This window comes from Periweissella cryptocerci (assembly GCF_004358325.1).
In the GTDB taxonomy this organism is placed as follows: Bacteria; Bacillota; Bacilli; order Lactobacillales; family Lactobacillaceae; genus Periweissella; species Periweissella cryptocerci.
In genome coordinates this window covers 2,716,864-2,741,684 of record NZ_CP037940.1, presented here as the reverse complement: position 1 = coordinate 2,741,684, position 24,821 = coordinate 2,716,864, and the positions used below count along the sequence as shown (strand labels likewise).

Genomic DNA, 24,821 nt, shown 5'->3' with positions numbered 1-24,821 from the left:
ATAGAGCCAGAATAAGGAGAAAGCGGGTCTTTTTTCAACCAAAATCTTAATTCAAAACTTTTAAGCTATCGCGGTTAAACCCACTCTTTACGGGCAACTTTTAACATCCCCCCGTTAATCAAAAACTCTTTATCAACCTCATGGTCAATAATAACCCCAGGCGTCCCTTTCCGGTATTGCCGTGGCGTCATCTTATATTCAGACCCGTCCTTCAACGTAAAACTAATCGGATCACTAGCTACAATTTCTGCATCTAAAGCATACGTTTCATATGCGACATCTCGTTGATTATCCATTATGTAATTGCTCCATTTCTCTTTATCACTCCGTCTATCATAACAAAAAATCACCGCATTCGGCATAGCAAAATTATTACAAATTAGGCGCGATTTATTCTGGCGTGGAATTCTCATTTTTGGACTTTTATTTAAGAATACTCACGCACCACGGAATATACCTTGGACACTAGGTTGAGCACATCACAGAATCAGAAATAACTTGGTTGATTGAATCTACCCACCAACGAATTACTGATTTGATTAAACTTACGTATTATTTCAGTGGATCAGTTAGTTTTCAATGTACTTCGGACCACAACGACTTTTTGACTAGTTTAAGAACTACAACGTAACGGAGTGCCGGTAAATTGCTTGGCGGGCGCAGCCTTTACACCGCGACTGGGGGAATATGTGTGCAGCACATGTTTCCGCTGAGGATAAGCTGAGGAGTCTTAGGAATTTATTCCTTAGACTCCCAGCTTGTCTGAACCTCCCAAGACCGCATTTTGGCTTGGGAGGTTGCTTCCAGCGTGGTGCGTCAAGTAATTTACCGACACGTAGTGGCCAATTTTATTCAATTTGGCAGTAACAAAAAAATGAGCAACCTAGGTAAAGGTCACTCATTATTTAACTACTATTAGTGTTACTTCTTAACAGCAGCGTTGCGCTTGTCGTGGATGCGGCAGACGTAGCGTTGTGCTAAAGCTCCGAAAAACAATACGCCACCGAAAAATTTCAATGCAGTATAGTCAATCCCGAAACCTAAGCCAAACAAAACAAGTCCGACGATCCAAAGTAAATCAAAAGATTTTAATTGGGTCATTGTGTGGGCTTTACTTCCTTTGGTAAGTTTTAAAAATGTGGGGGTAGATATTTTTTTCATCAACCGTGCCAACGACGCGATTAACCACTTGCCAAGTATCCAAATCAATTGCGTCCATCTGCGTATCCCCGGAAATATCCGCGTCAATCTCAGTGACAATCAATTCATCTGCGTATGGCATGAATGATTGATAAATGCCTTTACCACCAATCACGTACAAATCATCATTTTGCGCTTTGGCAAACGCCATCACTTCTTCAATTGAATGCATCAAGGTAAACCCTGCTGGCACTTCAAGTTTAGTATCGTGTGACAAAACAATATTTGTCCGCTTCGGTAATGGCCGCCCACGAAACGAAAGCAACGTGTTACGACCAAACACAATCGGGTGATTGAGGGTTAATTGTTTAAAAAATTGCTGATCTGCGGGGAGTTTCCAAGGAATATCCCCCTTATCAGCGATTACATGGTTATGTGCTTCAGCCCAGATTAATTTAATCATAGCTACCTCATGTCTTAAGATTATATACTCTTTCACCTCAATTGCTATGAAGAAAGTATGAACATCACATTACAAATACATATCATAAGATACATATCCGCGGCTTTATATCACTAAATCAATTAGCTGCGAATTAGTCATCGGGGTATATCCCAACCCCATGCCTCAATTAAATCCTATTTATTCTAGCGTGGGATTCTCATTTCCGTACTTTTGTTTAAGAATGTGCACGTACTATGGAATATACCATAGCCACTAGTTTGGGCACATTAAAAAATCAATGATTACTGATCTGCTTGAATCTACCCAACAACGACTGTTCTTTTACTAGTTTCAATATTATCCCTAACTAACGGAGTGCCGGTAAATTGCTTGGCGGGCGCAGCCTTTACACCGCGACTGGGGGAATATGTGTGCAGCACATATTCCCGCTGAGGATAAGATGAGGACTCTTAGGAATTTATTCCTTAGAGTCCCAGCTTATCCGAGTTGTTCAAGACCGCACTTTGGCTTGAACATGTGCTTCCAGCGCAGTGCGCCAAGTAATTTACCGGCACGTAGTGGCCAAGTTTATTCAAACTTCAATCCCACATCAAACGGAATAGCGTAATTAAATCGCTAAATCAAACTTCAATTGCGGCTTTACTGGATGATAGTTTTCCATGACAAAATCTTCGGGCTTGATGTCAAAGAAATTAGTACCATCTGGAACATCGAGCTTCAAGATTGGTTTTTCATCAGTTCCTTCACGGCTCAACAATTCATTAGCTTGTTCAAATTGGTTATCGTAAATGTGCAAGTTGTTGATGAAGTAGAAAAACTTCCCAACTTTCCAACCAAAATGCTTGGCCAACATCATTTGCAACGCAACGTATTGCATCGCGTTAATGTGGTGGGCCACTAACATATCATTTGAACGTTGAATTAACGTCGCATCGAGATAAATTTCATCCCCCACGCGGCGAACATCGTACATGCTTTGGAATGCGCATGGCATTAAACCAGCCGTTTCAGCCAAATCATCATATTGCCACAAGTTAATGATGTTACGGCGATTCCACGGATTCTTCGCGAGCCCTTCAAGCAAGTTGCCAATAATGTTGTGCTTACGAACTGTCGCACCATAGCGTTGGCCAATTGTTCCATCATCAATTGCCCAATCACGCCAATACTTCACCCCGTACTTGTTCTCAAGCACATCCAAATCATTACTTTGGTCTTGATAAATCCACAGTAATTCCTTGATTGCCGACTTAATCGCAATTGGGCGTAACGTCGTAATTGGGAAATCCCCATTCGCCAAATCATATTCTGCAAATGAACCCGTCACATATTTACTATTGGCGGTTTCACCATTCTTGTAACGTGGGCGGGCGTTTTCCGACATCACCCCATTATCAAGAATATTTTGGATATTTTGTTTAAACAATTCATCAGCTCGTGTCATAGAACCCAACTTTCCTCATTAAATTCTGCTTCAATTACACCGTGACCGCTTATTGTCCGCCATTATCACTAACCATTACGAACAATTAACGGCACCTTGCAATTGAACATATGCTTATTTTACATTATCAGCTTACTAAATGTAAGCCTTGACAAATAATTAAGCAAATTCTGATAGATATTCCCAACGTTCCATCTTCACTTCTAGTTGTGTTTCCACTTCATCGAGTTCCCGTTGTAAATCAGATAATTTACCAAAATCCGAGCCATTCGCAGCCATATCCGTAGTGATTTGATTTTGGCGTGCTTCTAACTTAGCAATGTCATCTTCAATAGTTTCCCATTCTTTCTTTTCATTCCAAGTTAATTTTTTCTTCGCAGGTTCTGGGGCTGATTCCACAGTATCAGTTGTCGTTTCAGCTTTTTTAGCAGTTTTTTCGGCGTCAGCAGCAGTTTCTTGACTCGCTAAATAATCCGTGAAAACACCCGTGTAACGTTCGATTTCACCATTACCATCAAAGATCAATAGTTTGTCTGCGACTTTATCCAAGAAGTACCGATCGTGGGAAACTGTGATGACCGTACCTTGGAAGTGTTCTAAATAGTCTTCCAAGACCGTCAACGTACTAATATCCAAATCATTCGTTGGTTCGTCCAAGAATAAAACATTCGGGCGACTCATCAATAATTTCAACAAATACAACCGGCGTTTTTCCCCACCAGACAATTTCCGGATTAAAGTGCCATGCATAAAGCGCGGAAATAAGAATTGTTCCAGCAAATCCGTCACGCTGACATCTTCACCATCATTATTCTTAATCGTTTGCGCCACGTCACTCAAGTATTCAATCATGCGCTTGTCATCGGGGATTGCTTCCATTTGTTGGGTGTAAAAGGCTAATTTAACGGTTTCACCAATCTCAATCACACCGCTGTCCAATGGCACCCGGCCAGCTAACGCATTCAAGAAGGTCGACTTCCCGGCCCCATTCGCACCAGTAATCCCAATGCGATCATTGGCTTGAATCAATAAGTTAAAGTCCTGCAAAATTACGGTATTATCAAACTTCAAGTTCGCATCTTTCACATTAATAACTTTTTTACCTAAGCGTTGTTGCCCTAAGTTTAATTCGACATCTGATTCGAGTTGGAGGCTGCCCCGATTGGCTTCGATTTCGGCAAAGGCATTTTCACGACCTTTTTGCTTGGTCGTCCGGGCCTTGGCACCAGTCCGCATCCACGCAAGTTCCTTCTTATAAAGTTGTTCTTGCTTGTGATCAGCGACCACCGATGCCGCAACGCGTTCGGCTTTTTGTTCGACATAGGCTTGGTAGTTACCTTGGTATTCAAACAACTCACCAAAAGATAATTCAAAAATCCGTGTCGTCACTAAATCCAAGAAATACCGATCGTGGGTTACCGTCAAAACGGCACCTTTATAGCTAGCGAGATATTTTTCTAACCAATTAATTGAATCAAAATCTAAGTGGTTGGTTGGTTCATCTAAAATCAACAAATCCGGTTTTTGAATCAAGACTTGCGCCAACCCAACCCGCTTACGTTGACCACCAGATAAGCTGGCCACTTTTTGTTGTAAGTCAGGAATGTGCAATTGCGTCAAAATAGTTTTAACTTCAGCTTCAGCCAACCAAGCATCTTCAGCATTCATTTTCGCTTCGGCTTTGGTGTAGCGCGCTAATAATTTTTCATCTTCCGGATGTGCACTGTACGCATCGATTGCGGCTTCATAGTAGCGAATGGTTTGAAAAACTGGTTGACTCCCATCAAATACGGCTTCAATCACCGTCAAGTTATCATCCAACACTGGTTGTTGGCTCAAATAACTAATCCGATAATCATTGGGCTTAATAATCGTTCCTGCATCTGGTGATGTTAATTCTGCGATGACATTCAGCAAAGACGTTTTCCCTGAACCGTTCACGCCAATCAAACCAATCCGATCATTTTCGTTAATTAAAAAAGAAATATCTTTAAAAAGTGTTTTTTCACCATAGGTACTGGTGACATTTTCAACACGTAATTGTTGCATTTACTTTGCTCCCTTGTAATTTCATTGCATGCGCGAAGTCTAACTGACTCCTTAAATAATTTTTGCAGCTTGGGCTAATAAAGCCGCTGGTTCGTTAACCATTTCACCAGCAACAACACCTTGTTCTAACTGTGCGAGGACTTTTCCCATCATCGGGCCAGGTTTCACCACACCACGCTTAATTAAATCTTGCCCACTAATGGCTAGTTCATGTTTATCCTTGATTGGTAACGCTGCGTAGGCTTGCTGTAACTGGTCCACAGGAAAATCAACTTGGGTTATTTGTAAGACGCTAAGCGCAATTGACAAATCAGCACCCACGCTATACAAATCCCAGTTGGTAACGACCGCTTGCGCTTTATAGGTGCGGATAAAACGATTGGCATTGGTCACCGTTTTAATTAAGTCATTGCTGTGTTTCCACGCCTTTAAAAATGCCATCGTCGCAGCTTCATCCAACCCTAATTGCGAAACAACAAACGTCCAAGCTTGTTCATCCGATGTCAATCGAACATTTTCTAACGCCGTCGCTGCCGCAATAATATCTAGTTCGTGTTCACTAATCACCCCAGGCACATATTGATACAACCCAGTTTCAGCAAATTCCAGCAACCCACGTTGAGCATCCTTACCAAGTAGTAATTTGCTAAATTCAACATTTGTCCGTTCAACCGCAATCTTGGCCAATAAATGCGCCTCGCTCTTGATTGCCTGTTGTGTATTAGCTTCAATCGTAAACCCTAATTGGGCGCTAAAACGAACCGCCCGCATCATTCGGAGCGCATCTTCGTGAAAGCGTTCTTTCGGATCACCAACCGCGCGTAATATGCCTTGCTGTAAATCCGTTAATCCCGCAAACAAATCAACAATTTCACCATTGCCACGCATCGCTAGCGCGTTAATCGTAAAATCACGGCGTTTTAAATCTTCGCTCAAATCCCGCACAAAAGTCACTTCATCCGGCCGCCGAAAATCCGTGTAACCCGATTCCGTCCGAAAAGTCGTGGTTTCATAGCCTTCACCGTGATCTAAAATCATCACCGTGCCATGTTCAATTCCCGTATCCACCGTCTTTTTGAACAACGCCTTAATTTCGGCAGGATAAGCACTCGTCGCGATATCAACATCGTGAATTGGCTTGCCAAGGAGTGTATCCCGCACACTACCCCCGACAAAATACGCTTCGTACCCGGCATTGGTAATTGTCGTTAATATTGGTAGCGCAGTAATAAATTCATCTGGTAAATTTTCAACTCGCATGGCATTCTCCATTCTTGTCTATTCTGATTACTATTCTACTGTATTTAGCTGCTAATGCCAAAAACAAATCATGACTTTAAGATTAACCGCTGATTATTTGCTCAGTATCAAACACATCCTAAAGCGACTGCCGTGTTCAATGAAGTACCTCAGTCAGCCCTACGTACCTTTTCCAAAGAAAATAAGTCTGATTTCTTCATTAATTGTTATCAATGTGTAACAAACGACCTTTTACCCCACTTCCGCACCGCACAAGTGTCCATTCACCGCAGAATAAATTCGTTTTATAGTAGGACATTAACTAAAAAAACTGATAGAATAAATTTTAATTGCATTTCACATAAATCTCGGAGGTTATGCGCATGAAACAACAGGACGAAAAAATCCGTGTACTCGATTTTTTAATGTTTACCATCGGGACAGGTATGTATGGTTGGGGATTGGTTAATATTAATATCCCCAATAAACTTGCTGAAGGTGGTGTCGCTGGTCTGACACTGATTATTCGGGCCTTAACTGGTTTTAACCCGGCCTATTCAACGTTACTCCTGAATATCCCACTGGTAATTATCGGTTGGCGAATTCTCGGTAAACGTTCACTAATTTATACATTATATGGTATCGCAATTCTTTCATTTTGGATTTGGCTCTGGCAAAAGATTCCTCTTACGCTCAACCTCCATCACGATATGTTCATCGCCGGTATTCTCGCTGGTTTAATTGCCGGTGCTGGTTCAGGCCTTGTTTACCGTTTTGGTGGAACGACCGGTGGTTCTGATGTCGTCGCCCGTGTTTTAGAAAAAAACTTCGGTATCCCCATGGGGAAATCACTCTTAGCAGCTGATGTCGTCGTCCTATTGCTCTCACTCGTTTATGTCGACGTATTGCACATGATGTATACTGTGGTCGCGTCATACGTCTTCTCACGGGTTGTAACAATTACCCAAGAAGGTGCCTATGCTGCCCGTGGTGTCATGATTATGACCAATAAACCCGAAGAAATCGCCACGGCCGTCTTTACCGAAATGAATCGTGGCGCCAGTTACTTTAAAACAGAAGGTTCGTACACCCGCGAACCCCGCTTGACCGTTTACGTCGTGGTCGCCCCCAATGAACTGCACCAATTACGCGGTTTGATTGAACGCATTGATCAACGGGCTTTCACAACCATCTTGAACGTGCAGGAAACCCTCGGCGAAGGTTTCACCTACAACCGGCCACGTAAACCATTATTACTAAAGAAAGGTGCTACGGTGAAACACACACCAGTAACAATCAAACCAGCAGATGACAAAAGTTGATCTTGAAGCATTATCGCACCTAATCCAAGATGGCGATTTATCATTTGAACTGCGATTAGCACTAGTGCTCTTAAATCACGGTATGCAGCTAGACGATTTGGCAACACTAACCGAAATTCCGAGCTTACCGTGGGTTCCATTTGAAAAACCATTCATCAAAGCCTTTAAAAAGTATCAATCGGCCGCACCATTTAATAACGTAACAGCACCTGAATTATTAAAAGCTTTACAACCATATCGCTAAGCTAAAAGCTCGCTTCCACTTTAAGTCGGAAACGAGCTTTTTGTTTGGAAAATAAACGAGCCATTTATTCTAGCGTTGGATTATCGTTTCTGTACTTTTCAATCATCGAATTAGGGCCGGACATAACTTATCCAGCCTGCAATACAAGCCTGATTTCTCCTTATCGTAGTAAGGTAGAAATCAGGCTTGTTAACGAACAAAAGGCTGCAACCTTGTGCCCCACTTCACTCCAGTTGTTTTTCCCATGCTCCTGCAGTCTGTGGTTGGTACCTGTTTTCCGCTAGCTACATTATTCCTAACTAACGTAGTGGCCAATTTTATTCAAACTTCAATCCCACGTCAAACAAAACAAAAAAGCGCTCGCACCATGCGAACGCCTTTCATCTATGATAAAAATTAAATTAAACCTTTAATAACCAACACACCGATAATCATTACCACAATTCCAATAACTTGCAATCGTTTAACCGGTGCTTTTGGTGAACGCCACATACCCCAGAGGGCGACAATGACAGAACCACCAATTTGACCGATTAAAGCAGTTGTCACCGTTAAGCCAGCGCCAATCCGTGGTACTAAGATAACTGTTAACAAGACAAACAGTGAACCTAAGACACCACCAATCCATGCCCACCAAGGTAAGCCCTTAATTTCAGCTTTCGTTGGGATTGGGCGATGATCAATAACCAAGACCATCAACAAGACGACAAACCATGAAATCAAAAATGAAATAAAGGTCGCTTTCAAAGGACTGCCAACAACCACACCGAGTTGCCCATTAATTGCTTGTTGGGTCGCTGATAACATTCCGGCAATCACACCCCAGACACGCCAAGCAGTTAAGCTCGAAGCTGTTTCAGTGCCTTCCAAAACTTTGGCAAAACCAGCTTCAGCTTTGGTACGATTAGCCAATACCACGGCAATTACCATTCCAAGCAAGAGAATCACCACACCGATTACGCGCGATGCCGTTAATGGAATCTGGTGATCACCGAACAAACCGAATGTATCAATCACCGTCCCCATCAAAACTTGACCTAAAATTGGTAAAATAACCGTTTGAATTGCCCCCAACTTTGGAAACAACAAAATATTTGATGTTAAATAGATGGCAGCAATTGCCCCACCAAGCCATAACCAAGCTGGATTACCAGAAATTTCAGCACCCGTTGGAAATAGTGTCGCTCCACTAATCAATGTGATAATCCCAATAAAGACTACCCCCACAGAAAACGAAATGAACGACGCGCGATATGGCGAACCAACAAATGTCCGCAACAACGCATTGACTGGGTTTTGATTGGCAAGAATCACCCCAGCAATCAAGCCCACTAACATTAATGCTAATACCATGATTGAATCTCCTTAATAATTATAATTTCATTGAACGTTGAACTAAAATCAGCTGTGTAAAAGCAGCCAATCAATCTATGTGACTCACATCACCAAAAACAATATTTTCACTTACTTTTTGTAACGAAGTCCATACTACCACTTTTATAAATATAATACGACAACTAAATACCTGCAAAGAAAATACGTCAGTCATAACGTGATGACTAACGCAAATAATACAAAATCATAAATTAATTATCATGCATATAGCTGCGTAATTGTTGCGCATCCAAATGAGCATTTAACCCAATCAACAATTTCAAGCGCGCCTTTTGAGAATTCATACTATTGCCAAACATGACACCCTTTTCTTCAAGTTGAGCGCCCCCACCTTCGTAACTATATACTGGTTCGGCGACCCCATTGAAACTCCGTGAAACTAACACAACTGGAATTTTTGCATCTAACAACGTTTGAATGCCCGCAGCAGCTTTAGGTGGCAAATTACCCGCCCCTAATGCCTCGATGATTAAGCCATCAATACCATGGCCAAACAACAAACCAAAAATGTCGCCACTCATCCCTGCATATGCCTTCACAATCGGCACACTTCCTTGCACACTATCAATATCATAAATCGCGTATGGTGTTAATTGGTGATAAAACACAATTTGTTTCTTCGTGATTAAGCCAATTGGCCCATTTGAGGGTGATTGAAAAGTCGCCACATTAGTGGTGTGCGTCTTGGTGACGTAGCGGGCGGGATGAATTTCGTCGTTCATCACCACCAAAACGCCCTTGCCACGGGATTGTTCATCACCGGCGACACGAATTGCGCTCAAGTAATTGTATAAACCATCGCTACCCAATTCATTCGATGAACGCATGGCACCAGTCACCACAATCGGTGTCGCACTGGCAATCGTTGAGTCCAAGAAATAGGCAGTTTCTTCTAACGTGTCCGTACCATGAGTAATCACAACCCCAAAAATGCCTTCATTGCGAATTGCCATTTGAATCCGATCCTTCAATTGCAACATGTGTTCAGGTGTAACATGGGGGCTGGGCAAATTAAAAATGTCCTCAACGATTAATTCAACATCTTCAGCCGTACTCAATGCCGCGCTCATTAGCGGATTTTCGGCACCTTGGGCAACATCGCCGTTGGCTTCTTCGTGCATGGCAATTGTGCCACCGGTATGCAGAACTAAAATTTTCTTCATGCGCTTTTCATCTCCGTTTGTTTTCATTGTTTCAGTATACTCACCATTTGGCCTATCGACAATCAATCAGTTTGCAAGTACTAAAAAACACGCATTCCGAATAATCGAAACACGTGCCTTAGATCATTAATATAACGATTATTTTGGTTGCGCTTCACTCATACGTTCTGGGTGTTTGTAAGCATCAAGATTAATCTTTTCAAGGTGATTTTCAAGATAATCCAATAAGTCATCTTCACTTGCGAAAATTCGTGGATTATGTTGCCCATGCAGGCGCAAATCCAATTCCTTGACAGTCAAGCGACCGATAAATGAATGCTTATATTTTACAATAACACGCGAGTTGATGTGATCTGCACGACCGAACTTCAACACGTAAACGTGCTCAGGCACCATCATTGGACGGATGTATGCTTTTTTATATTCAAAGTCGTTCTTACGCAACCATTGTTTTGTACGGTTTAACACTGGCATCAGCTCACTTTCTTCAAAAATTCTATTCATTCATATTACTATTAAATTATGAATTACACAAGCCACCTTCTCAAAATTATCAAAGATTTTGTAACCGCTACCGTTTATGTTTCGCCATTTGCACAACTTGACGCATTAAAGCTGGGACATTTTGCGGATTGAAAATCGTCTCTGGCTTCACGCCATCAGCTAATGAGTTCGCAACTGACCAGCCAAGCGCTTCGGTTAAAGCCCCCGCCACAGTAGCATTAACCCCCCAGCCAACAACTGGAACCAACGCTACGACACCACGCCCAGCAGCAGTAACTGCCAACGCTTGGGTAATTCCCATCAGGGCACTCTTGGCAATATATTGATCGAAAACTTTACCAATTTGAATAATCATATTTATTTGTAGGGCCGTAATTGGGAGCGCGTCGACAAATGGAATTGGCGCTGCCCCCACGCCGGCAGCGGCAATTGATGAACCGTGAATAATTTTTCCGACTTGTTTTTGTTGAACTGCTGTCATTGGCATTGTTTTCACCTCGTAATTTCATTAAACTCCGTTGCCCGCTTGGCATTCCGCAGTTATTAACTTTAAGCATCGTTTGCTTCCGCTTAGTTCTTATTATACTCTAGCTTTCGTTAACGTATCTTCATAATGCTCCGCTATAATGAAAACTGCGCTAAAATTTCAACTATCAGGGAGCACAATAATGATCACCAGTTCTTTTTTCACAAATAATTTCATGCAAAGTTTCACCGAATTCGATTCTTTCAAGGATTTACTAACGGCCGCTGGTATGCCTAATGATCCCGGAATTTTTCAAACCCAAGCTTTTAACCGTTTTATCAGCTTACATACTAATTTCACCAGTTTTAGTGATATGTGCTTAAAAGCTAAAGCCGAACAGCTCGAAGCAACCGAATTCAAAGAACTATCTGATAATGACCTTGAGCCAATGGTATAACCCCAAATTAGATTCAGTTAATGACTTTCACGTCGTTAACTGAATTTTTTTAGCATCCACACATTCATCGTCGAGTGTTCTGATCCGGCAATCGGCGCACTCAAGCGTTCAAAACCATAGCGGTCATATAAACCCAACGCTGCCACCAAGTTAGTATGCGTCTCCAAATACAATGCCTTAAACTCAGTTTGCGCAAAGGCAAGAGCAGCATCCATTAACATTTTACTGTAGCCCTTGCCTTGTTCATTTGGCGCAATATATAACTTTTGTAATTCCGCAATCCCCCGTTCCAAATCAAACGGTGCCACACCAACGCCACCAAGTACCGCACCCATGTCATCCACCAACACAAAATAACGACTTGGCGCGTGTGTGGCATAATAGGCACTCAAATGAGCCAATTCAGGATCATAATACGCAGTCCCCGGTAACACCAAATTATTATTTTTTAAATTAACTTTAATGATTGCTTGTAACGCTGCGTCATCTTTAGGTTCAATTGCCCGAATTTGCATCGAAAATACCTCTCTCACTCAAAATAACTTACTTTTATAAAGTGTGACTTTTTAAGCGAAATTCTAAACATTTCAAAAAGTCACACTTTTGTCGCATCTTAATACGGTAAAACAGTGTATAAAACGATAAATTTGTACTGCTTTTCGCTAGTTTGACCATTATTTCTAACTAACGGAGTGGCCAATTTTGTGGCTAAAATTTTTCTGGCGTGGAATTTGGATGTGTGTCTCAGATTGATTCCCACTACGAGGCAGTCTGACTAGTAATATGCCGTAATCCTTGTCGCTGCAAGTTTAGCGGTAATCAATAATTCCACAATTATCTAGCGGAGTGACTGAAAATCACTTTGTGGCCGGTAGGCTTTACACCGAAATGGGACGAACTTGACACCACGTGTCGAGTTTGTCGCTGAGGGTAGATGAGCAGTCTTTTGGCTTTAGCCATTAGACTGCCAGCTATCCCGAATTGCCCAAGACCGTCCTTTGGCTTGGGCATGTGCTTCCATCTCGGTGCACAATGTGATTTTCAGGCACGCAGTGGCATCATACATCTCACCACATTTTATAAATTCCACGTTAGACGAAAAAAGTGCCAAAGAAAAACCCTCAATACCAATGGTATCAAGGGTTTAAGACTCTCTCTATTAGAAACGAGACTTCTTGTTCTTACGTTTGCGAGCTGCTTCTGATTTAAGCTTCTTTTTTACGGAAGGCTTTTCGTAGAATTCGCGCTTGCGGAATTCTTGGAGTGTACCATCCTTAGAAACGCCACGTTTGAAACGACGAAGTGCATCATCAAGAGATTCGTTTTTACGAACGACTGTCTTTGCCATGAAATACACCTCCTCTCGGTTACATGTAACATCATCACAAATAAATTGTACGAATGCTCAAAAACTATTATTGCAAAAATAGTCGCTCAAGTCAATGCTAATTATTTAGTTAGTTAAATTTAATTTTCAATTGGCAATGGTAATTCTTCCCAATCAGCGACTAATTTTTCGCGTAAATGATAGTCAAATTCACCGGCCCGTAGCATCGCAATTTCTGCCCCGTATGGTGCGACCGCCGTTTTTTTGTCCGCACCAACATATGGGGTTTCCAAAATCTTTGAAATACCAGCTAATTGGGGATGCATGACAACTTGGTGTAACGCGTCAAAGCCGAGGTAGCCAAAGCCAATATTTTCATGCCGGTCTTTGTGTGCTCCTTGCGGGTTCTTAGAATCATTAACGTGCATAACACCTAACTTATCTAAACCAATAATGTGGTCAAATTCATTCAACACACCATCAAAATCCGCCCGCACATTGTAACCCGCATCACTCATGTGACAAGTATCCATCGTAACTGAAACATGTTCGTTGAGCTTAATTTGGTCAATCATGCTGGCAATTTCTTCAAATGTCCGCCCGACTTCAGTGCCCTTACCCGCCATCGTTTCAATCGCAATTGAAATTTTTTGATCTGGCGTAATGACTTCATTTAAGCCTTTGGCAATTGACGCAATCCCGGCTTCGGCACCAGCACCCACATGGGCTCCTGGGTGCAAAGTCATTTGGGTAGCCCCCAAAGCTTGAGCACGCATAATTTCCCCGCGTAAAAATTCGACCCCGAAGTCCATTTTCTCTGCATTAGCCAAATTAATGATGTATGGGGCGTGGACCACAATATCTTGCAAATCATGTTCGGCCATGAAGGCTTGGCCAGCAGGAATATTCATTTCGCTGGTGTCTTTTCGCCGCGTATTTTGGGGTGCGCCAGTATAAATCATAAACGTCGTTGCCCCGTATCCAGCAGCTTCTTTAGCTGAGCCTAACAGCATTTCTTTACCGCTCATCCCCACGTGTGAACCTAATCGTAATGTCATGTCTTTCTCCCTTTACCTTAAATTATCATTACTATCAGTATACTAAAAAACGCTAGCTAATCATAATCATTAACTAACGTTTTTCATGTGACTGCTACAACTCAATCAATGTTTAGAGTGCTTAAGCTATTTTAACGCCAGTCGCACAATTTACATATCAGCTTCAACAATAAATTTTTTATCGTTCTGATTTCTATTAAAAAATGCGTTTCTATATTGTTTTAGCGTAGGATTCTCATTTCTATATTTTGCAAAAATCGAATTACTGAGGTTCTATTGTCAAGTTGTTTTTCCCAAGCTACCGTGGCCTGTGGTTGGCAACTTTTTTCACTAGTTTGAGAATTATTCCCAACTAACGGAGTGCCAGTAAATTGCTTGGCGGGCGCAGCCTTTACACCGCGACTGGGGGAATATGTGTGAAGCACATATTTCCGCTGAGGATGAGATGAGGAGTCTTAGGAATTTATTCCTTAGACTCCCAGCTTGTCCGAACCTCCCAAGACCACACTTTGGCTTGGGAGGCTGCTTCCAGCGCGGTGCGCCAAGTAATTTACTGGCACGCAGTGGCCAATCTTATTCAATCCCACGTCAGACGAAATAGAAAAAAATGCCAACCAATCAAAATGATTAGCTGACATTTTCTAAAGCTATAATTTCGGTTCGTAAAAATTACCAACGGTTCGTTCAATCCGCCACATGGACATGAATGCATGTGGATCCGCTTCAGTTAATGCCTCACGTGCTTCAAATTGTTCGTATTGTGAAATAACCGTAAATAAGACCGCTTTGTCGTCGTGCTTGTATGCACCTTCTGCCCCGTGGACAATCGTAATACCACGACGTAAGTGGTTTTGAATGGAATCAACCACCGTCTTTGGACGATCGGTGATAATCATGATTTGCATCTTTTGTTGACGTGTATAGACCATATCAATGACCTTCGCGTTAACGAAAACCCCAATCGCTGAGTAGAACGCAAATTGCCAACCAAAAACCAAACCAGCAGCAATCATAATGAAGGCGTTAAAGGTCATATTCACAACCCCCATACGCATCCCCGTCCGCTTACGAATCAAGATACCAATGATATCTAAACCACCCGTCGAGATTCCGTTACGTAACGCAAGCCCTGTCGCAAAACCGTTAACTAAGCCACCAAAGATAGCATCAATCAGTGGATCATGCGTCAAAGCCGTTGGTGTGTTGATCAAACGAATCATCGTTGATGCCAAGATAACTGCAATCATCGTGAAAATGGCGAACCGATGGCCAATTTTGCGCCAAGCCATCACAATTAATGGTAGATTAAACACAAAATAGAAAACATAAACTGGAATGTTAAAACCAAAAATACCCTTTGAAAGTGAATCAAACAGTTGTGATAACCCGGTAAAGCCAGAAGAATAAATGTGACCCGGCGTCCAAAAGAAATTCAAGGCAATTGAAACCATGATTGCATAAATAAATGCGGTTCCAATACGACCGGCGTACTGGTGCTTTTCAATATATGTTTGTATGTCGTGCATCATTTTTTCCTTTTACTCGTAATAGTTTATTAAGTCATTATACAGTACCTTGTCAAACTATCGCTAACAAATGACTTGATTCTGCGAAAACTCCGCAGAAAATATCGCCAAGTCGTGTCATTTGTGCTAATCTAGACTAATTAAATAAAGTGTAGCATACATAACATGAAATGGAATATTTCCCATGAAAAATTACTTTAAAACTAATTGGTTACCCCTTGCCCTAACAGCTGGCTTCGTCATCGTCATGGCAATTTTAACTGTGATTTTATTAAATAAAAACCAAATCACAGTTGACCTAGCAGAAATCCCCCTCCGTGATCGCCCAAATCGGAATGCTAAGCAACTCGGTTACGTAACAAAACACACGAAATTGCGTATCCTCCAAGAGGACGGCGATTGGACCGAAGTGCGTAAACCTAACGAAAAAACTGGTTGGGTTGCCACGTGGCTACTAGACCGCAAGACCCCACTAAAAAAATTAACCCCCATGGCTGAAACAACCATCGTCCTAGATCCAGGTCACGGTGGTAGCGACACCGGTGCCCTATCCAATGATGGGCAATACGAAAAAACCTACACGCTCAAAACGGCTTTAGCTGTTCGTAAAGCGCTTGAAGCATATGGTGCCAAGGTCATCATGACGCGACATACCGATAAACTTGTGTATTTAAAAGACATTCCTGAAATTGCCAACCGCGCCAAGGCCGATGCATTTGTTTCTTTCCACTTTGATTCTTACGGTAAGAAAAACGTGGTCAGTGGCTTAACAACTTATTATTATCACAAAGATAATGGTTCATTAACCTTAGCCAAAACACTCAACGCCCAAATGGATCATTTCCCGATGAAAAATCGTGGGGTTGATTTCGGAAATTTTGAAGTCATTCGTAATAACAAACGCCCAGCAGTTTTACTTGAAATGGGTTACATCAACACGAATAAAGATTTCAAAGCCATTAGCTCTCCCGGCTACCCCAATAAAGTCGCCAAAGCCGTCACAAGCGGTTTAGATAATTACTTCTACAACGAAAGTAAATAATCAAACAAATACCGGTCAGCCTCATATTTGAGATTGACCGGTATTTTTCTCTATACTCTATTAGTCTGAGCTTGGCACCGCCGCTAACGAGTGCACCGCCTGTTCTAAGCCCATCAAACGTTGAGCGTGGTCACTTGACACTAAACTAATCCCAGTCGCTTGATACGCGTTTTAAGTAGCAGTTTTTGCAACTGGGCAGTAACCAACTTTATTAATTTATTTGTAAATTACATTCGTTTCTGCGCCATTGAACTTTGAAAATCTCTGATTGATTCCACTAGTTCATTGCGCTTTTTCTCTGCTTTCAACACCGCATTATCTTGTTCAAACTGTTCGTGTAACATCGCCGTTTTTTCAGGTGTCGCATATTCATTTGAAAAACCTAATACCGCAAACACTTGCAGTTCTTCGAGTGGACCAGCATAATTTACCCCTTCATCAATTATCACCGCAAATCCAGCCGTACCTTCTGGTTTAGGATAAATAATAGTTTGTCCATAACGCTCAAACTTTCCAGCCGCACTAGCTGTAACTTTTAAGCCGATGATATTATTTTGAACTTTTTTTATATGTTGTACTGAACTGTTAAAAGTGACCCCAATGTACTGCATCTCCACACCTTCCTCCCATTTCTTTTGCAAAAGTTAGAAATAGCTGATAGCTGAATTTCCAATCGCAAAAAATGATTTATTCTATAATCACAAATTAATATATAAAAGTAAAATACAAATAATGAATAAATGCTCATTATATTTTCTTATTATTACAATTCATAATAACTTAATGTTGACAATACGTTTAAGTAAGCGCTAAAGTTAACATATGAAATCCAAAGACATTTGCAGAGGAATATATTATTTTAAGGAGGTTAATATGGACAAAACGGAACATATGCAATCATTTGATATTCGATTACTTTACATATTTAGTACCGTTGCTGAATTAAAGAGCGTTAGTCGCACTGCCGAAATACTGAATCTCTCACAACCAACAATCACTAAATCAATTCACCAACTTGAAATATTTCTAAATATGAGTTTATTTACTCGGAATAAGGGCATGATGCTTACAGCTGCAGGTCAACGCGCTTATGAACATTCACAATACGTACTAAAATCTTTTGAAACTTTTGGCCAAATCCGAAGCAAAGACATTTGAATAATAAATATAAAAAAAAGAAGTATTCGTTTATCGAATACTTCTTTTTTCGCTAATTATTTAACAATTAATTCATTTAAGTTACCAATTGTTCGGGCAATTTGCGCCACAATTGTTAATTGCTTTAAACGATTTGTGCGCACAGCTGCATCTTCAGCCATGATCATCGTTTCATCAAAGTAAGCCGCAATGACAGCTTCCAATGAGCTAATTTCGGTGAAGTTAGCTTCCAAATCAGTTGCTGACAACTTAGGTTGAATAGCAACCACCGCTGCGTACAACGCCTTTTCAGAATCATTTTCAAACAACGCAGGATCAACCGTTAAGTCACCTTCGACTTCGTTTTGGTTAGCCAAACGCATCGCACGGGTCAATGCTTCAACCACGGAACGGAAGTCGACATCGTCCTTGTGCGCATCAAGCACTTTAGCTTGCGCGAACATCTTCAAGACATCAGTTTCTTCATTATTGATGACCGCATCAACGATATCGTGACGGAGTTTTTGACCATTAAGCAATTGCTTAACCCGGTCAGTCATAAAGCTTTGAACATCACTTGAAACTTCGGTGATGTTTGCCAAAACGTCATCATTCAAACCAGTTGCATCGGCCTTCAAGGCGTTAGCAAGTTCAACGTTAATTTCTGGCAAGTCAACTGCCCATTGCTTGTCACGCAAGATGCGGGTCATACCAAGTGCTGAACGACGCAATGCGTAAGGATCGTTGGCACCAGATGGAATCATCCCAGCAGCAAAGAACGTCACGATTGAATCGTATTTGTCAGCCAAAGCCAAGACAGCACCCACATTTGAGGCTGGAAGTTCACCCTCAGCTGAAACAGGCATGTAGTGTTCGCGAATTGCTTGGGCAACACCGGCAGTTTCACCAAAGATTAAGGCGTATTTTTCACCCATGATCCCTTGCAATTCAGAGAATTCACCAACCATACCAGTAACAAGGTCAAACTTGTAGATTTCTGACGCGCGTGCCAAATCTTTAAGTTCTGTTTCAGATAAACCAACCTTTTTACCAATTGATTGCGCAATCGTCTTCACACGCATCATGTGTTCGTAAACAGAACCAATCTTATCGTGGAATGCCAATTTCTTAACTTTTTCCATGTAGTCAGCGATTGTTTGCTTTTGATCTTCAGCGTAGAAGAACTTGGCATCTTCCAAACGAGCCGTCAACACTTTTTCGTTCCCACGCGCAACGTTTTCGATAAATTCAGCGTTACCGTTACGAACAGAGATAAAGTGTGGTAACAAGTTATCTTCGGCATCCGTTACATAGAAGAAACGTTGGTGTTCCTTCATTGAAGTGACTAAAACTTCATCCGGCACGGCCAAGTATTCTTCCTTGAATGAACCAGTAAACGCCGTTGGCCATTCAACCAAGTTGTTAACTTCTTCAAGCAAGTCTTCATCGATTTCAATCTTCCAGTTATTTTCAGCTGCAATCGCCAAAACTTGTGCACGAATCAAATCTTTACGCGCTTGTGCATCGGCAATTACGAAGACATCTTTCAATGTTTGTTCGTAGCTTAATGCGTCCGTAAATTCAACATCGTGACCTAAGAAACGGTGTCCACGTGAAAAGCGGTCAACGGTCTTATCAAGAATTGAGAATGGAATCAACTCATTATCCAACAATGCTACCAACCACTTGATTGGACGCACGTATTCAAATGAGTTATTCGCCCATCGCATCATCGTTGGGAAGTTCATTGCCGTCACAACGTCCTTCAAATCAACCAAGACTTCAGCCACTGGCTTACCAGCCGTGAACTTGTTGACATAGAGGTATTCAACGCCCTTCAATTCCTTGAAGAAAATATCATCAGTCGTGGCACCTTGTCCGCGGACAAAACCTTGCGCAGCCTTTGACCAGTTGCCTTCAGCATCAAGCGCAATCTTTTTTGCAGGTCCTTTAACTTCTTCTTCAACATCCGGTTGACCATCAGCCAAATCAAGAATTTGGAGTGCCAAACGTCGTGGAGTTGAGAACTTTTTGATTTCACCGTAGCTAATCCGTTGGTCGTCCAAGAACTTACCAACACGCTTAGCAAGTTGATCAATACTTGGTGTAACAACGTGCGCAGGGATTTCTTCTAAACCGATTTCTAATAAAAAGTTATGAGCCATGATTACTTAGCCTCCTTATCGTCTTCGTCAGCCAAATATTTGGCGCGTAATTCTGGATCCTTCAACAATGGGAATCCACGCTTCTTACGTTCAGCCACAAACGCCTTCGCCACGGCACGCGCCATGTTACGAATTCGGCTCAAGTAGCCGGCACGTTCAGTAACTGAAACTGTCCCACGGGCATCCAACAAGTTGAATGTGTGTGAGCTCTTTAAAATGTAGTCATAAGCTGGGTGAACAAGACCTAAGTCAAGTAAACGTTTCGCTTCACGTTCGAAGTTATCAAACATTTCCAATAACATGTCTTGGTTTGATTCTTCAAAAGCGTATTTTGAGTGTTCAAATTCTGGTTCCTTGAAGATATCACCGTACAAGACACCATCGGCCCATTCAAGATCATAAACTGTTTCAACGTCTTGGATGTATGAGGCTAAACGTTCAAGTCCGTAAGTAACTTCTGAGGTAACAGAGTCGACTTGCAAACCACCAACTTGTTGGAAGTACGTAAATTGGGTAACTTCCATCCCATCAAGCCAGACTTCCCAACCAACACCGGCGGCACCCATTGATGGGTTTTCCCAGTTATCTTCAACAAAACGGATATCGTGTTCAAGCGGTTCGATCCCTAATTCACGCAATGAACCCAAGTAAAGTTCTTGGATATTATCAGGTGATGGCTTCATCACAACTTGGAATTGGTGGTGTTGGAACAAACGGTTAGGATTATCACCATAACGACCATCAGCTGGACGACGTGAAGGTTCTACATAAGCGGCGTTCCAAGGTTCCGGTCCAATCGCCCGCAAGAATGTGTAAGGACTCATTGTCCCCGCACCCTTTTCAGTATCGTAAGCTTGCATCAACATGGCACCTTGCGCGGCCCAGTATTGTTGCAATTTCAAAATAATTTGTTGCATTGGCAATTTTTGTGTCATTGCGTAATCCTCCTAAATAGTTTAACTGCATTTCGGATGCCCGGACGGCTCCTAAATAGTTTCACTGCATTTCGGAACTGAACGAGTCTTGAAATTGAAGCAAAGTTAATTTCGTGCCCGGACGGCTCCTAAATTTTTGACGTAGAATACAAAAAGGTCCCTACGCCAATATTATCATTGACATAGGGACGTTAATTAACGCGGTTCCACCCTACTTCCTAGTCATACTAGGCAGCTTCGTTACAAATACGATAACTCCAAAAGCGCCGTTCATCTTTAACTACTTGCTTGGCTTACACTAACCCAAACTCGCTGGAAGTAGTTACTTCGATGAATTTCTTTCTTCAACGTTATTCAATATTCAATTCACTGTTGATTATAGTACCTCTGGGCAGCGATATCAATAAGGAAGTGTCAGAAAAATAGCCATCATCATAAAAAGTGGTTACGATGATAGCTATTTCTTTTACAGTTAAATATTACTTATTCCATATACTAGCGAAGTGGCTCAAATACTCAAATTAAAGACTATTTAAACTAGCGCGGGATTGTCGTTTCTGCACTTTTCAATCATCAAATTACTGAGGTTCTATTGTCAGTGTTGTTTTTCCATGCTACTACGTTCTGTGATTGGTAACTATTTTCCGCTGGTTTGAGCATTACGCCTAACTAACGGAGTGCCGGTAAATTACTGGGCGGTCGTAGACTTTACACCGCGACTGGGGGAATATGTGTAAAGCACATATTTCCACTGAGGATAAGATGAGGAGTCTAGGAAATTTATTTCCATAGACTCCCAGCTTATCCGAACCGACCAAGACAGACATCCAGCCTGCAAGGCTAATCTAATCGCGTTAGGATTAGATTCAGTATTTTGTGAAACAAAATGCTGGGATGTTTTGCGTTGCCGGTTCGCAGGCATAAGCACAGACTGGCTTGGGAGGCTGCTTCCAGCGTGGTGCGCCAAGTAATTTACTGGCACGCAGTGGCCAATTTTATTCAATCCCACGTCAGACAGAAAAGAGCCAATTAAAGACTATTTATTTGCTCCTGCAATCGCTGCGTTAACTTCGGCCCCTTGGCTTTCAATCAAGGCCACCGTACTTGCAATCACTTGCGTATCCATCGTAACTTCACGTGTCAAACCAGGTTCGGCTAATTTAGGTTCAAAGAATGCTTTAAACTCAGCCAAACGCGCTTGTGAACGGAATGTCCGGGCAATAATTGTGATATAGCTTGTAAATGACATATCGCCACCAACTTTATCAACTAACCATTGCCAATCAGTCCGAATCCAATCCCAAGCCGCTTGTTGCCCTGCTGGATTCCCCAGTAAACCGGCAAACCAACCACGCAAATCTTGTGGCTTCACAACCGTTGCATCTTCAAATAATTCAACGACGCGTTTAACCAATTGATCATCAGTGACACTCGTAATTGCACTGCTCAAATTACCTTGGTAACTTGGATCGGTCGCTTCTTGGTAAGCAACCACGAGCTTTTCAAATAACGCTACACTACCAAAGTGCTTAACTTCATTACGTAAGACATGCACACGCGCATCGGCCGGCAAATCAAACAAGTTATCTTCATGTGCTACAAACAACGCGTGCGCTTCGTCAATTGCCGCTTGGTCTTCAGCATACAAAGCTGAGCTCAAGATATATGGCCGCACGAGCGTGTCGTCATTGGTATCAGTTGGCTTAGGTGCCCAACCAAGACGTGCTAGTTGTTCAGCACTCAATTGACCAATGAATTTTTGTAGCGCTGCTTTTTCCGCTGAATTTGGCTCAACAAACTTCTTCAAATTGCTAAGAATCATGAAGATTGCTTCGTTGACGACGATTGATTTACTTTCCGCAAACTTCGCTGCCAAAGGTACAACGCTAGCGTATGATACTTGTTGGCCTTCTGCTAAGAAACGTAAGTCTTGCAAGATTTGCAGTTGTGCAATCGCATCTAATTCATCCGCATGCTCCAAAATATCCGCTAACAACGTATCATCATATTTAACGATGAAGTGTGAACCATTTTCCAGATTCAAACGGAATGGTTGGCCAGCGTCGGCTCGTAATTTGGCATAATCGCCCAATTCAAGCTCTTGTTCCTTCAACAATACTGGTGCGACAGCATAGTTACTGTTTAAAGGAATTTGCCATTGACGGTTCGCATCAGTATGTTCACCGATAAAGAATTGTTGTTGTGAAATCATCAGTTTACCAGCGACTACCTTAGCTTCAACTACTGGATAGCCAGGTTGATCAAGCCACGTACTCATCACGGCGTTAACATCTTGACCCGAAGCTGCTGAAAGCTCCGTCCACAAATCGTCCCCGGTTGTGTTGCCGTACTGATGCTTAGCAAAGTAGGTTTTTAAGCCAGTCCGTAAAGCATCTTCGCCAATTAACGTCCGTACCATAACAAGAACCCGTGAGCCTTTGGCATAAACAATTGCGGGGTCAAACAAAGTATCGATTTCAGCAGGATGCTTCACTTCGACGTGGACAGATTGAACCCCATCGGTTGCATCACGATTCAATGCGCCAAGAACTTCACCAGTTTGGTAAGATTCCCAGATGTGCCAGTCAGGTTGCAACGCATCGATTGCCACGTATTCCATCATGTTGGCAAAACTTTCATTCAACCACAAGTCATCCCACCACTTCATCGTTACCAAGTCACCAAACCATTGGTGCGCTAATTCGTGGGCAATCACAGTTGCCACCCGGTGCTTCATTGGCAGTGAAGTATTCGCTGGATCAACTAACAATGCGGCTTCCCGGTATGTTACTAGTCCCCAGTTTTCCATCGCGCCCGCTGAGAAATCAGGCAACGCTAATTGCCATGAGTGTGGCAATGGATATGGTGTTTGGTAGTATTCTTCAAAAAATTCAATTGAGCGTTTTGCAATATCAACCGCAAAATCCAATTCATCAGTAGCGTGTGCCTTCGTGGCAAAGACCCCGATTTTCACACCTGAAGTTGTTTCTGTGTATTTACCTTGTAAATCGCCGAAACCAAATGCAACTAAGTAAGTTGACATCCGTACAGTTGTATCAAAATAGTGCACCCCATCAACAACTTCTTTTTCCGGCATGTTCGCTAAAATTGTTTCACCAGCTTGCTCATCAAACTTAATGGCCACATCAAAGGTCGCCTTCGCTTCTGGTTCGTCGACACTTGGAAATGCTTGGCGGGCAAAATTGGTTTCAAATTGGGTGCTGACTAATTGCTTTGAAACACCATCAACTTTGTAGTATGAAGGATAAATCCCGGTCATATTATCCGTTAATTTGGCATCGTATTCAAAGTCTAAGGTCAAATCGCCAACTGCTGGCACCGTGATTGCAATCGAATCCTTATCAGTATCAACAACAAATTCTGCCACTTCCCCGTTAACTTTAACGGTCTGAATGTTCAAATCGTGTTGGTGGATTAGAATTGGGGAAACTAGTGCTTCACCCGTAATTGTCGTCTTACCAGCAAAACTCTTCGTGCCGCGATTAATATCTAAATAAATATCATAGTGTTGTGGTACATATGTTTCAATAAATCGTGTAACTTCTGCCATTAGCGCCCACCTCATTGGTTATTTTTAATAATATTCTCATTATACTGCAATTCTCATGAAATGTTATGGTTTCTTGCGATAAAAATAAAGCCCATCATTTGACCTAACAAAAAAGCAGTGAATTTGCGTTAATTAAACTAATTCACTGCTTTTGCGTAATTACTATTTTGT

Annotated in this window: 23 protein-coding genes; 5 read left to right on the top strand and 18 right to left on the bottom strand. The window is 42.0% G+C overall.

Annotated elements, in window-relative coordinates:
• Positions 1-74 precede the first annotated feature (74 nt).
• From EQG49_RS12230 to EQG49_RS12205, 6 genes are all read right to left on the bottom strand, one after another.
• Complete coding sequence (locus tag EQG49_RS12230) at positions 75-296, bottom strand: hypothetical protein (protein WP_133364242.1); 222 nt, start codon at positions 294-296, stop codon at positions 75-77.
• A gap of 625 nt (positions 297-921) precedes the next feature.
• Positions 922-1,101, bottom strand: coding sequence for a hypothetical protein (locus EQG49_RS12225; protein ID WP_133364241.1), 180 nt, complete (start codon positions 1,099-1,101; stop codon positions 922-924).
• A gap of 10 nt (positions 1,102-1,111) precedes the next feature.
• A complete protein-coding gene (locus EQG49_RS12220; protein ID WP_133364240.1) occupies positions 1,112-1,603 on the bottom strand; it encodes a dihydrofolate reductase in 492 nt (163 codons plus the stop codon).
• 610 nt (positions 1,604-2,213) lie between these two features.
• Positions 2,214-3,050, bottom strand: coding sequence for a thymidylate synthase (locus tag EQG49_RS12215; protein ID WP_133364239.1), 837 nt, complete (start codon positions 3,048-3,050; stop codon positions 2,214-2,216).
• A gap of 159 nt (positions 3,051-3,209) precedes the next feature.
• Positions 3,210-5,099: an ABC-F family ATP-binding cassette domain-containing protein gene (locus tag EQG49_RS12210; protein WP_133364238.1), complete on the bottom strand. Its 1,890-nt coding sequence runs from the start codon at positions 5,097-5,099 to the stop codon at positions 3,210-3,212.
• A 51-nt stretch (positions 5,100-5,150) separates the two neighbouring features.
• Positions 5,151-6,359, bottom strand: coding sequence for a CCA tRNA nucleotidyltransferase (locus EQG49_RS12205; RefSeq protein ID WP_133364237.1), 1,209 nt, complete (start codon positions 6,357-6,359; stop codon positions 5,151-5,153).
• A 362-nt stretch (positions 6,360-6,721) separates the two neighbouring features.
• On the opposite strand from EQG49_RS12205, the gene EQG49_RS12200 reads away from it, so the two are divergent.
• Both EQG49_RS12200 and EQG49_RS12195 read left to right on the top strand, forming a co-directional pair.
• Positions 6,722-7,660, top strand: a complete 939-nt coding sequence (locus EQG49_RS12200) for a YitT family protein (RefSeq protein ID WP_133364236.1) — start codon at positions 6,722-6,724, stop codon at positions 7,658-7,660.
• Entirely contained in the window at positions 7,647-7,904 is a 258-nt protein-coding gene (locus EQG49_RS12195; RefSeq protein WP_133364235.1) for a hypothetical protein, read from the top strand. The genes EQG49_RS12200 and EQG49_RS12195 overlap by 14 nt, the downstream gene beginning before the upstream one ends.
• A 396-nt stretch (positions 7,905-8,300) precedes the next feature.
• Here EQG49_RS12195 and EQG49_RS12190 read toward each other — a convergent pair whose 3' ends face one another.
• The 4 genes from EQG49_RS12190 to EQG49_RS12175 form a co-directional block, all read right to left on the bottom strand.
• Positions 8,301-9,257 (bottom strand): DMT family transporter, encoded by a 957-nt coding sequence (locus tag EQG49_RS12190; RefSeq protein WP_133364234.1) that lies wholly within the window; start codon positions 9,255-9,257, stop codon positions 8,301-8,303.
• Between the two features lie 233 nt (positions 9,258-9,490).
• Positions 9,491-10,462 (bottom strand): asparaginase, encoded by a 972-nt coding sequence (locus EQG49_RS12185; RefSeq protein WP_133364598.1) that lies wholly within the window; start codon positions 10,460-10,462, stop codon positions 9,491-9,493.
• A 138-nt stretch (positions 10,463-10,600) separates the two neighbouring features.
• Positions 10,601-10,939 (bottom strand): hypothetical protein, encoded by a 339-nt coding sequence (locus EQG49_RS12180; RefSeq protein ID WP_133364597.1) that lies wholly within the window; start codon positions 10,937-10,939, stop codon positions 10,601-10,603.
• A 94-nt stretch (positions 10,940-11,033) separates the two neighbouring features.
• Positions 11,034-11,453 carry a DUF697 domain-containing protein gene (locus EQG49_RS12175; RefSeq protein ID WP_133364233.1) on the bottom strand — a complete coding sequence of 140 codons (420 nt, stop codon included), beginning with the start codon at positions 11,451-11,453 and terminating at the stop codon, positions 11,034-11,036.
• 214 nt (positions 11,454-11,667) lie between these two features.
• On the opposite strand from EQG49_RS12175, the gene EQG49_RS12170 reads away from it, so the two are divergent.
• A complete protein-coding gene (locus tag EQG49_RS12170; RefSeq protein WP_165964894.1) occupies positions 11,668-11,889 on the top strand; it encodes a hypothetical protein in 222 nt (73 codons plus the stop codon).
• Positions 11,890-11,924: 35 nt separating this feature from the next.
• On the opposite strand, the gene EQG49_RS12165 is transcribed toward EQG49_RS12170, so the two are convergent.
• From EQG49_RS12165 to EQG49_RS12150, 4 genes are all read right to left on the bottom strand, one after another.
• Positions 11,925-12,404 (bottom strand): GNAT family N-acetyltransferase, encoded by a 480-nt coding sequence (locus EQG49_RS12165; protein WP_133364231.1) that lies wholly within the window; start codon positions 12,402-12,404, stop codon positions 11,925-11,927.
• A gap of 644 nt (positions 12,405-13,048) precedes the next feature.
• Positions 13,049-13,237: a 30S ribosomal protein S21 gene (gene rpsU / locus EQG49_RS12160; RefSeq protein WP_133364230.1), complete on the bottom strand. Its 189-nt coding sequence runs from the start codon at positions 13,235-13,237 to the stop codon at positions 13,049-13,051.
• Between the two features lie 119 nt (positions 13,238-13,356).
• Positions 13,357-14,274: a deoxyribonuclease IV gene (locus EQG49_RS12155; RefSeq protein WP_133364229.1), complete on the bottom strand. Its 918-nt coding sequence runs from the start codon at positions 14,272-14,274 to the stop codon at positions 13,357-13,359.
• A 647-nt stretch (positions 14,275-14,921) separates the two neighbouring features.
• Positions 14,922-15,800: a YitT family protein gene (locus EQG49_RS12150; protein ID WP_133364596.1), complete on the bottom strand. Its 879-nt coding sequence runs from the start codon at positions 15,798-15,800 to the stop codon at positions 14,922-14,924.
• A gap of 184 nt (positions 15,801-15,984) precedes the next feature.
• On the opposite strand from EQG49_RS12150, the gene EQG49_RS12145 reads away from it, so the two are divergent.
• On the top strand, positions 15,985-16,842 hold the full coding sequence (locus tag EQG49_RS12145) for an N-acetylmuramoyl-L-alanine amidase family protein (RefSeq protein WP_133364228.1): 858 nt from the start codon (positions 15,985-15,987) through the stop codon (positions 16,840-16,842).
• 227 nt (positions 16,843-17,069) lie between these two features.
• Here EQG49_RS12145 and EQG49_RS12140 read toward each other — a convergent pair whose 3' ends face one another.
• Positions 17,070-17,453, bottom strand: a complete 384-nt coding sequence (locus tag EQG49_RS12140; protein ID WP_133364227.1) for a hypothetical protein — start codon at positions 17,451-17,453, stop codon at positions 17,070-17,072.
• A 262-nt stretch (positions 17,454-17,715) separates the two neighbouring features.
• On the opposite strand from EQG49_RS12140, the gene EQG49_RS12135 reads away from it, so the two are divergent.
• On the top strand, positions 17,716-18,000 hold the full coding sequence (locus tag EQG49_RS12135; protein ID WP_165964893.1) for a LysR family transcriptional regulator: 285 nt from the start codon (positions 17,716-17,718) through the stop codon (positions 17,998-18,000).
• Between the two features lie 56 nt (positions 18,001-18,056).
• Here the strand turns inward: EQG49_RS12135 and glyS are convergent, their stop codons facing one another.
• The 3 genes from glyS to EQG49_RS12120 form a co-directional block, all read right to left on the bottom strand.
• Positions 18,057-20,144 (bottom strand): glycine--tRNA ligase subunit beta, encoded by a 2,088-nt coding sequence (gene glyS, locus EQG49_RS12130; RefSeq protein WP_133364225.1) that lies wholly within the window; start codon positions 20,142-20,144, stop codon positions 18,057-18,059.
• A gap of 2 nt (positions 20,145-20,146) precedes the next feature.
• On the bottom strand, positions 20,147-21,079 hold the full coding sequence (gene glyQ, locus EQG49_RS12125; protein ID WP_133364224.1) for a glycine--tRNA ligase subunit alpha: 933 nt from the start codon (positions 21,077-21,079) through the stop codon (positions 20,147-20,149).
• A gap of 1,036 nt (positions 21,080-22,115) precedes the next feature.
• Positions 22,116-24,650 (bottom strand): M1 family metallopeptidase, encoded by a 2,535-nt coding sequence (locus tag EQG49_RS12120; protein WP_133364223.1) that lies wholly within the window; start codon positions 24,648-24,650, stop codon positions 22,116-22,118.
• Between the last annotated feature and the right edge of the window lie 171 nt (positions 24,651-24,821).

Coding starts and splice junctions, on each gene's coding strand:
- EQG49_RS12230 (WP_133364242.1), bottom strand. CDS start 296: ATGGATAATCAACGAGATGTCGCATATGAAACGTATGCTTTAGATGCA.
- EQG49_RS12225 (WP_133364241.1), bottom strand. CDS start 1,101: ATGACCCAATTAAAATCTTTTGATTTACTTTGGATCGTCGGACTTGTT.
- EQG49_RS12220 (WP_133364240.1), bottom strand. CDS start 1,603: ATGATTAAATTAATCTGGGCTGAAGCACATAACCATGTAATCGCTGAT.
- EQG49_RS12215 (WP_133364239.1), bottom strand. CDS start 3,050: ATGACACGAGCTGATGAATTGTTTAAACAAAATATCCAAAATATTCTT.
- EQG49_RS12210 (WP_133364238.1), bottom strand. CDS start 5,099: ATGCAACAATTACGTGTTGAAAATGTCACCAGTACCTATGGTGAAAAA.
- EQG49_RS12205 (WP_133364237.1), bottom strand. CDS start 6,359: ATGCGAGTTGAAAATTTACCAGATGAATTTATTACTGCGCTACCAATA.
- EQG49_RS12200 (WP_133364236.1), top strand. CDS start 6,722: ATGAAACAACAGGACGAAAAAATCCGTGTACTCGATTTTTTAATGTTT.
- EQG49_RS12195 (WP_133364235.1), top strand. CDS start 7,647: ATGACAAAAGTTGATCTTGAAGCATTATCGCACCTAATCCAAGATGGC.
- EQG49_RS12190 (WP_133364234.1), bottom strand. CDS start 9,257: ATGGTATTAGCATTAATGTTAGTGGGCTTGATTGCTGGGGTGATTCTT.
- EQG49_RS12185 (WP_133364598.1), bottom strand. CDS start 10,462: ATGAAGAAAATTTTAGTTCTGCATACCGGTGGCACAATTGCCATGCAC.
- EQG49_RS12175 (WP_133364233.1), bottom strand. CDS start 11,453: ATGCCAATGACAGCAGTTCAACAAAAACAAGTCGGAAAAATTATTCAC.
- EQG49_RS12170 (WP_165964894.1), top strand. CDS start 11,668: ATGCAAAGTTTCACCGAATTCGATTCTTTCAAGGATTTACTAACGGCC.
- EQG49_RS12165 (WP_133364231.1), bottom strand. CDS start 12,404: ATGCAAATTCGGGCAATTGAACCTAAAGATGACGCAGCGTTACAAGCA.
- rpsU (WP_133364230.1), bottom strand. CDS start 13,237: ATGGCAAAGACAGTCGTTCGTAAAAACGAATCTCTTGATGATGCACTT.
- EQG49_RS12155 (WP_133364229.1), bottom strand. CDS start 14,274: ATGACATTACGATTAGGTTCACACGTGGGGATGAGCGGTAAAGAAATG.
- EQG49_RS12150 (WP_133364596.1), bottom strand. CDS start 15,800: ATGCACGACATACAAACATATATTGAAAAGCACCAGTACGCCGGTCGT.
- EQG49_RS12145 (WP_133364228.1), top strand. CDS start 15,985: ATGAAAAATTACTTTAAAACTAATTGGTTACCCCTTGCCCTAACAGCT.
- EQG49_RS12140 (WP_133364227.1), bottom strand. CDS start 17,453: ATGCAGTACATTGGGGTCACTTTTAACAGTTCAGTACAACATATAAAA.
- EQG49_RS12135 (WP_165964893.1), top strand. CDS start 17,716: ATGGACAAAACGGAACATATGCAATCATTTGATATTCGATTACTTTAC.
- glyS (WP_133364225.1), bottom strand. CDS start 20,144: ATGGCTCATAACTTTTTATTAGAAATCGGTTTAGAAGAAATCCCTGCG.
- glyQ (WP_133364224.1), bottom strand. CDS start 21,079: ATGACACAAAAATTGCCAATGCAACAAATTATTTTGAAATTGCAACAA.
- EQG49_RS12120 (WP_133364223.1), bottom strand. CDS start 24,650: ATGGCAGAAGTTACACGATTTATTGAAACATATGTACCACAACACTAT.